Origin of the sequence: Paraburkholderia gardini (assembly GCF_907164575.1) — a bacterium.
Taxonomy (GTDB): domain Bacteria; phylum Pseudomonadota; class Gammaproteobacteria; order Burkholderiales; family Burkholderiaceae; genus Paraburkholderia; species Paraburkholderia gardini.
On the sequence record NZ_CAJQYY010000004.1, the window covers coordinates 211,362 to 219,282 of the forward strand.

The following is a 7,921-nucleotide window of genomic DNA, read 5'->3' on the forward strand; positions in this document are numbered from 1 at the left end:
CGCACCAAAGAAAAAAGCACCCGCGAGGGGTGCTTTTTCTTACAGCTCTTACAGGTTTCAAGCCTGCGAAGCAGCACGGCCTTTCGAGACCAGCTTTTCCTTGATCCGGGCCGACTTGCCCGAACGATCGCGCAGGTAGTACAGCTTTGCGCGACGCACGTCACCGCGACGCTTCACGACGATGCTTGCCAGCAGCGGCGAATACGTCTGGAACGTACGCTCGACGCCTTCGCCCGACGAAATCTTGCGGACGATAAACGACGAGTTGAGGCCACGATTGCGCTTGGCAATCACGACGCCTTCATAAGCCTGCACACGCTTGCGCGTGCCTTCTACCACGTTCACGCTGACGATCACCGTATCACCGGGGGCGAATTGGGGGATGGTCTTCTCGCCGAGGGCGCGCGCGATTTCTTCCTGCTCGAGTTTTGCAATCAGATTCATCACTGACTCCTATGTCCATCTTGTCGGCGTTCGTACCTGCCTTGCGCTGGCTTTGTCTGCTGCGCGCGGCTACGGCCCCGATAGAGGATGGGTTCACATCTGGCGCCGCACACGCATGTGCGACACCGCCTGGTGCTCACTCGGAATCGTGAAGGCTTACGCCTTCGACGCTTCTTTCGCGAGACTTGCAAGCCATGCCTCATCGGCACGGCTCAGCATCTTGTTCTTTCTCGCGCGCTCGATCAGATCGGGGCGCTTGACCACTGTGTTGCGCAGCGCTTCGCGCCGACGCCACAACTCGATTTCCGCATGATGGCCGCCGAGCAGCACATCGGGCACGCGCACGCCATCATATTCTTCAGGCCGCGTGTAATGCGGACAGTCCAGTAATACATCGACGAAACTATCCTGCACCGCCGACTGCGAATCGTTCAGTACGCCGGGCAACTGGCGTACGACAGCATCCATTAACGCCATCGCCGGCAACTCTCCACCGGACAGTACGAAATCACCCAGGCTGACTTCTTCATCGACAACCCGGTCGATCAGACGCTGATCGATCGCTTCGTAGCGACCGCACAGCAGGATCAAACCCGGTTGCTGCACGAACTGCATCACGCGATCGTGATTGAGCGTTGCGCCCTGCGGCGACATCATCACGACGCGCGCACCGGTCACACCCTGCTCCGCCTGCGCGGCTTTCGCTGCACCGATCGCATCTTCAAGCGGCTTTGCAAGCATGACCATGCCAGGGCCGCCGCCATACGGGCGATCATCGATAGTACGGTAGTTGTCGGTCGTGAAATCGCGCGGATTCCACGTACGCAAACCGTATCGCTGCTGCTTCGCTGCCCGGCTGGTGATACCCCAATCGGTCAATGCATGAAACATGTCAGGAAAGAGCGTGATGACATCGAACTGCATCGCTCTCCCCATTCAGCGAATCGTGCCCGGTACCGTGATGCCGGCACCGCGATTAATAATCGGCTTCCCAGTCGACGACGATCTTCTTCGCCGCCTGATCCACCGATTTGACGTAGACGCCGACAAACGGAATCAGACGTTCGCCAGTAACCGGCTTGCCGTCTTTCCCCGTGGTCGGATACTCGATGCGCAGAACCGAATGCGCACCGTTGTCGATCATGTCGGCAACCGTGCCCAGCGCGACGCCAGACTCGTTGACGACAGAGAGGCCGAGCAGGTCGACCCAGTAAAATTCGTCGGCATCGAGTGCCGGGAAGTCGCTGCGACGCACGTACACGCTGTGACCGCGCAGCGACAACGCCTCGTCACGGTCGGCCGTGCCGCCCAGATGGGCAACGATACTATCGCTGTGTATCTTCGACTGCAGAACGGTTGCAGAGCGACGCTCGCGGCCTTTCTGCAGCCACCAGCGTTTTGCGCTCAGCAAGGCGTCGCCGCCTCGCCCGGCGTCCGCATGCGCGGCCACCTTCACCCAGCCCTTCAGGCCATACGAGTCGACAATTGCACCGACTTCGACAGCGTCGTCCGGCCAGCTTTCTGCCGGTTCAGCGCGCATTTCTGCTGCAACCGGACCCGCCGCTGCCGGAGCAACCCGCGCTACCGGCTTGCGGACAAAGGCGCCAAATGAAGCTTCGCCACGGTTCGCGGTTTTGCTACGGCCCGAGCCGTCAGAATCACGCGTGGACATGGGTCAACCTCACAGCCTGCTTCGGGCCAACTTCAGACAATACGTGCGCATCCGGCACGCCGCACAGTTCGCGCGACACGCCCGCGATGCGCATGCTGGCTACCATCAGGCAGCCGGCTGCGCCTTTTGGGCTTCCTTCACGAGACGCTGGACGGTCGGCGACAGCTGCGCGCCAACGCCTTGCCAGTACGTCAGGCGGTCCTGAGCGATACGCAGCGACTCACCCTTCGTAGCGACCGGGTTGTAGAAGCCAACGCGTTCGATAAAGCGGCCGTCACGACGGTTACGCGAATCGGTTGCGACGATGTTGTAGAACGGGCGCTTCTTGGAGCCGCCACGAGCCAAGCGGATGATGACCATACTGGAATCCTTGAAATCCGGGGTTCGAAACCACTGAAACGCGAGATTATAGCCCGAAAGCAATGCCATAACAAACACTTACGGGGATAAACTGCAATGCCGGGCCGCTGCGACGAGACATCGCGCCCGACGCAGCGGCAGCGGGCTCGCCCGGTTATCTATGCGGGAGGCACATGAAAACTGCTTTTCTGACGATGCCCGGACTGCGGTCTGGACGCCCGGACAGCCGGCATGACTGGCTGTTCGTCATCGCATTTTTCCTGATGAATCTGACTGCAACCGCCGCCACGGCAGCGTCGTTGCCAATCGGGCGAATCAAGCTGCCGCCCGGATTTCACATCGAAGTTCTGGCGGACAACGTGCCTTCGGCACGCGAAATGGCCTTGTCGCCGAAGGGCATTCTGTATGCGGGCAGCATCGACGGCCACGTTTACGCCCTGGAACTGCGTGCCGGGCGGGTCACCGCCCGGCACGTGATCGCGTCCGGACTCGACATGCCGGCCGGCGTCGCGTGGCGCGACGGGGCGCTGTACGTGTCAGCGGTGTCGAAGATTCTGCGTTTCGATGCGATCGACGACCATCTGGCCGATCCCCCAAAGCCGGCGGTCGTCACGGACAGATTGCCCACCGGGCATCACCACGGCTTGAAATTCATCGCCTTTGGCCCCGACGGCAAGCTGTACGTGCCGCAGGGCGCGCCCTGCAACATCTGCCTGCCGGATCGTGACCATTACGCCATGCTCGGCCGCATGGACGCCGATGGCAGCCACTACGAAACGATCGCGCGTGGCATTCGCAACACGGTCGGCTTCGCGTGGCATCCGGTGACGCACGAGCTGTGGTTCACCGACAACGGCCGCGACATGCTCGGCGACGATCGCCCCGACGACGAGCTCAATCGCGCTCCGCGCAGCGGCATGGATTTCGGCTATCCGTTCTGCCATGCGGGCGACATCGCCGACCCGGAATTCGGCAAGAACCACCCGTGCAGCGAATTCACGCCGCCGGTCGCGAAGCTCGGCGCGCATGTCGCATCGCTCGGGATGCGTTTTTACACCGGTACGATGTTCCCGACCGACTACCGGAACAACATCTTCATCGCCGAGCACGGATCGTGGAATCGCAGCCGGAAAGTCGGATACCGTGTCATGCGGGTGATCGTGAACGCCGACGGCAGCAATCCGCGCCAGGAGGTCTTCGCCCAAGGCTGGCTGATGCCGGATGAAAGCGTGTGGGGTCGCCCCGCCGACGTGCTGCCATTACCCGACGGCTCGCTTCTGATCAGCGACGACTATGCGGGCGCGATCTATCGTGTCACCTGGACGGCGCCTTGACCAGTTCACCCAGCCAGGCGCACGAGGCAAGAACGACACCCGCGCCGGGACTTCCAAAGTGACCCACGGCGCGCGCCAGGCGTAGAATGCGCGTCGGCCCGCGTACCTGCCGCGGCATGCGCGCCTGGCGCGTCCATCCCGTTGTCTGGAAATTCAGTCCTAGCTCATGTCCACCGCTGCCTCGCTTTCCCCGCGCTTCAGATCCAAGACGATAACCGCAGCACTGGCGTTCTTCTTCGGCACGCTGGGTGCGCATCGCTTCTATCTGTATGGATTGCGCGATGTGTATGGCTGGGCGCATCTGCTCGGCACGCTGATCGGTATCCCCGGCTATCTGCTGCTCGCCGCGACCGACCGCGCGTCGACGCTCGGCTGGATGCTCGTTTTTCCGGGTGCGGTCTCGCTGTTCGCGGCGTTCCTCGCTGCGATCGTCTACGGGCTGCGCCCCGATGAAAAATGGGATGCGCAGTTCAACGCGCAAACTGGTAAAGAGAGCCACTCGGGCTGGACCGTGATCTTCATCGTTATCTTCTCGCTGCTGATCGGCGCGTTCCTGCTGATGACAGGGCTCGCGTTCTCGTTTCAGACGTACTTCGAATCGCAGGTTCAGGCGGCGAAAGCGCTTTCTCAGTAAGACCCCGGCGCATCCCGCGACTGTTCTAGAAAAGATCGAGTTGCGGGTTATCCGGTAACGGCGGTTTCACCATTTCGATCCGGCGAAACTGCGACATATCCAGAATGCCGCGTTGCCGCTCGTTCAGACCGAGCCGTCGGGCGGCATTGTGAAAACGCTGCTTGAGCAGATCTGCCCAAAGCCCTTCACCTTTCATCCGCGTCGCGAACGACGCGTCGTAGTCCTTTCCGCCACGCATGTCTCGCACACGACTCATCACGCGATCGGCACGATCCGGAAAATGCGCTGCGAGCCAGTCTTTGAACAACGGCGCGACTTCCCAGGGCAATCGCAGCACGATAAAGCTGGCCGACGACGCCCCCGCCTGGGCGCACGCTTCCAGCACCCGCTCCATGTCCGGCTCCGTGACGAACGGAATCACCGGTGCAATGCTGACGCCCACCGGCACGCCCGCCTCGCTCAACGTTTTGATCGTGCGCAGCCGCCGCGCGGGTGTCGCGGCGCGCGGCTCCAGCGTACGGGCAATATCGGCGTCGAGCGTCGTGATCGTGATGGCCGCCATGACCTGCCCGCGCGCCGCCATGGGCGCGAGCAGGTCAAGATCGCGTTCGATCAGCGACGACTTCGTAATGGCCGCGAACGGGTGCCCACGGTCATGCAGCACCTGGATGACGCTACGGGTCAATCCGAGACCGCGTTCCACCGGCTGCCAGGCATCGGTATTCACGCCCAGCGCAATGGGCTCGGGGACGTAGGATTTCTTCGACAATTCGTGCCCAAGCAATGCCGCTGCATTGATCCTGGCGTAGATACGACTCTCGAAATCCAGCCCCGGCGAAAGCCCCAGATAGCTGTGCGTTGGGCGCGCGAAGCAGTAGATGCAGCCGTGCTCGCACCCCCGATACGGATTGAGCGACACGCTAAACGGAATGTCCGGCGAAGCGTTGCGCGTCAGGATCGATTTCGCCTTCTCTTCGAAAACCTGGGTACGCAATGCAGGCGTTCCGTTTTCTTCATCCGCGGGCGACAGCACCCAGCCGTCGTCGAACGCTTCGCGCTGGTTAATCTCGTAGCGCCCCTGCAGGTTCGTGACCGCACCGCGCCCCTTGAGGGGCGCCGGCGGGGCAATCGGATATTCGTCGTCGGAACGGGTCACGGTATGGAAAGTGGAAAGCAAAACGTCTAAAGCACTGTATAAATATACAGTGTTTTAGACGTTTGTCGAGACCCGTCAGATGGCCAGGCGAACCTCACTCGCCGACGGCGATCGTCAGCGTTTCCTTGATCTCTTCCATGACGACATAGCTCTTCGACTGCACCGCGCCGGGCAGTTGCAGCAGGATGTCGCCGAGCAGTTTCCGGTAGTCGGCCATTTCGCCGATGCGCGCCTTGATCAGATAGTCGAAATCGCCCGATACGAGATGGCACTCCAGCACCTCGGGAATCTTCTGCACTTCGCGCCGGAACTGGTCGAACATGTTGCCGCTCTTGTGATCGAGCGTGATCTCGACGAACACCAGGAGTGCCGCGCCCAGTTCGGCCGGATTCACCCGGGCGTGATAGCCCATGATCACGCTTTCGCGCTCCATGCGTTTGACGCGTTCGATACACGGCGTGACCGAGAGGCCCACCTGTTCGGCGAGGTCCTTCATGGCCATGCGCCCATCCTGCTGGAGCAGTTTCAGGATGCGGCGATCCAGCTTGTCCAGAGCGCGGACCGGTTGACGTTGGGTTCGCATGGTTTTTCCACTGAAAATCCAAAAAATACGATAACAACAGCTACCTGATCATCAATATGATAGCCGTTAACACTGGGTTGACCACGTAATCCGTCATTAATCGAACGTTTCGATGCCGTCAGCCTTTCGACCTTTCTGGAGAAGTCATGCGAGTCGTCATTCTGGGCAGCGGTGTCGTTGGCGTTACGAGCGCGTATTACCTGGCGCGCGCGGGTCACGAAGTGACCGTGATCGACCGTGAGTCCGGTCCGGCACTCGAAACCAGCTTCGCGAACGCGGGGCAGATTTCGCCCGGATACGCCGCGCCGTGGGCGGCGCCTGGTGTGCCGCTGAAGGCCGTCAAATGGATGTTCCAGAAGCACGCGCCGCTCGCCATCCGGCTCGACGGCACGCAGTTCCAGCTGAAGTGGATGTGGCAGATGCTGCAGAACTGCACGACGGAGCGCTACGCCGTCAACAAGGGGCGCATGGTTCGCCTGGCTGAATACAGTCGCGACTGTCTGCAGGCGCTTCGCGCCGACACCGGCATCCAGTACGAAGGCCGCACGGGCGGCACGCTCCAGTTGTTTCGCACGCAACAGCAGCTCGACGGCGCCGCGAAAGACATCGCCGTGCTGAAGGACGCGAACGTCGCGTATGAACTGCTGACGCCCGCTGAACTGGCGCGCGTCGAACCGGCGCTTGCCGCGACGTCGCACAAATTGACGGGCGGCCTGCGCCTGCCGGGTGACGAAACCGGCGACTGCCAGTTGTTCACCACGCGCCTCGCCGCGATGGCCGAAGCGCTCGGCGTCAAGTTCCGCTACAACACGCCGATCGACGCGCTCGCGATGGGCAACGGCCGCATCGCCGGCGTGAAATGTGGCGACGAGATGGTGGTGGCCGACAGCTACGTCGTCGCACTCGGCTCATACTCCACACGCTTTCTGGCGGATGTCGTCAAGATTCCGGTTTATCCGCTGAAGGGCTACTCGATTACCGCGCCGATCGTCGATGCAGCCGCAGCCCCCGTTTCGACGGTGCTCGACGAAACGTACAAGATCGCGATTACACGTTTTGACGACCGGATCCGTGTCGGCGGCATGGCCGAAATCGCGGGCTTCGACAAGTCGCTGCGTCAGGCGCGCCGCGAGACGCTCGAAACATGCGTCAACGACCTGTTCCCGGGCGGTGGCGATACGTCGAAAGCGACCTTCTGGACGGGTCTGCGTCCGATGACGCCGGACGGCACGCCGATCGTCGGGCGTACGCCGGTGTCGAACCTGTTCCTGAACACGGGACACGGCACACTCGGCTGGACGATGTCGTGCGGCTCGGGCCAGTTGCTCGCCGACCTGATCTCCGGCAAGCAGCCGGCAATCCAGTCGGGCGACCTGTCCGTGCATCGCTATCTCGGCGACACGGGCAGCGCGCACCGGCCGGCGTACGCCTGACGAATTCACCAGATTTCCCGATCGCTCGACTGCGATCAGACATACTCAAAACAGAACGGCGCCTCACAAGAGGCGCCGTTCTGTTTTTGATAGACGTTCGGCTGCAATGCCCGCCCGTCCGCGCATCACGCAGTCCTTTCGCGATCAGAACTGATCTGCGTCAAGCGCCAGCACACCCTCATCGCCCTTCGCCGTCACGATCGACGCTTCAAGCGCCGATGCCTGCGCCAGCACGTGTTCCGCGAAGAACTGCGCGGTCGCGATCTTCGCGCCGTAAAACGACGGATCGTCCGCACGCTGCTCCA

At 61.8% G+C, this 7,921-nt stretch carries 10 protein-coding genes; 3 read left to right on the top strand and 7 right to left on the bottom strand.

The annotated features are described in order from the left end of the window. Positions 1 to 57: 57 nt before the first annotated feature. The 4 genes from rplS to rpsP form a co-directional block, all read right to left on the bottom strand. On the bottom strand, positions 58 to 444 hold the full coding sequence (gene rplS, locus LPA34_RS05365; protein WP_228975670.1) for a 50S ribosomal protein L19: 387 nt from the start codon (positions 442 to 444) through the stop codon (positions 58 to 60). A 156-nt stretch (positions 445 to 600) separates the two neighbouring features. Further along, on the bottom strand, positions 601 to 1,368 hold the full coding sequence (gene trmD / locus LPA34_RS05370) for a tRNA (guanosine(37)-N1)-methyltransferase TrmD (RefSeq protein ID WP_228975673.1): 768 nt from the start codon (positions 1,366 to 1,368) through the stop codon (positions 601 to 603). Positions 1,369 to 1,420: 52 nt separating this feature from the next. Further along, a complete protein-coding gene (gene rimM / locus LPA34_RS05375) occupies positions 1,421 to 2,116 on the bottom strand; it encodes a ribosome maturation factor RimM (RefSeq protein WP_228975675.1) in 696 nt (231 codons plus the stop codon). 105 nt (positions 2,117 to 2,221) lie between these two features. Continuing rightward, positions 2,222 to 2,476 (bottom strand): 30S ribosomal protein S16, encoded by a 255-nt coding sequence (gene rpsP / locus LPA34_RS05380; RefSeq protein WP_006476550.1) that lies wholly within the window; start codon positions 2,474 to 2,476, stop codon positions 2,222 to 2,224. A 263-nt stretch (positions 2,477 to 2,739) separates the two neighbouring features. Here rpsP and LPA34_RS05385 point away from each other — a divergent pair, with 263 nt between their 5' ends. Both LPA34_RS05385 and LPA34_RS05390 read left to right on the top strand, forming a co-directional pair. Next, positions 2,740 to 3,810, top strand: coding sequence for a PQQ-dependent sugar dehydrogenase (locus LPA34_RS05385; RefSeq protein WP_228975718.1), 1,071 nt, complete (start codon positions 2,740 to 2,742; stop codon positions 3,808 to 3,810). 166 nt (positions 3,811 to 3,976) lie between these two features. Beyond that, positions 3,977 to 4,444, top strand: a complete 468-nt coding sequence (locus tag LPA34_RS05390) for an NINE protein (protein WP_228975677.1) — start codon at positions 3,977 to 3,979, stop codon at positions 4,442 to 4,444. A 25-nt stretch (positions 4,445 to 4,469) separates the two neighbouring features. Here LPA34_RS05390 and LPA34_RS05395 read toward each other — a convergent pair whose 3' ends face one another. Both LPA34_RS05395 and LPA34_RS05400 read right to left on the bottom strand, forming a co-directional pair. Continuing rightward, the gene (locus tag LPA34_RS05395; protein ID WP_228975679.1) at positions 4,470 to 5,600 is read right to left on the bottom strand and encodes a PA0069 family radical SAM protein; all 1,131 of its coding nucleotides are present in this window, start codon (positions 5,598 to 5,600) and stop codon (positions 4,470 to 4,472) included. A 94-nt stretch (positions 5,601 to 5,694) separates the two neighbouring features. Then, positions 5,695 to 6,183 carry an Lrp/AsnC ligand binding domain-containing protein gene (locus LPA34_RS05400; protein ID WP_228975681.1) on the bottom strand — a complete coding sequence of 163 codons (489 nt, stop codon included), beginning with the start codon at positions 6,181 to 6,183 and terminating at the stop codon, positions 5,695 to 5,697. A 146-nt stretch (positions 6,184 to 6,329) separates the two neighbouring features. On the opposite strand from LPA34_RS05400, the gene LPA34_RS05405 reads away from it, so the two are divergent. Then, complete coding sequence (locus tag LPA34_RS05405; protein ID WP_228975683.1) at positions 6,330 to 7,616, top strand: D-amino acid dehydrogenase; 1,287 nt, start codon at positions 6,330 to 6,332, stop codon at positions 7,614 to 7,616. 144 nt (positions 7,617 to 7,760) lie between these two features. Here LPA34_RS05405 and LPA34_RS05410 read toward each other — a convergent pair. After that, a partial coding sequence (locus tag LPA34_RS05410; RefSeq protein ID WP_228975719.1) for an acyl-CoA dehydrogenase C-terminal domain-containing protein occupies positions 7,761 to 7,921 on the bottom strand: 161 nt, incomplete at its 5' end.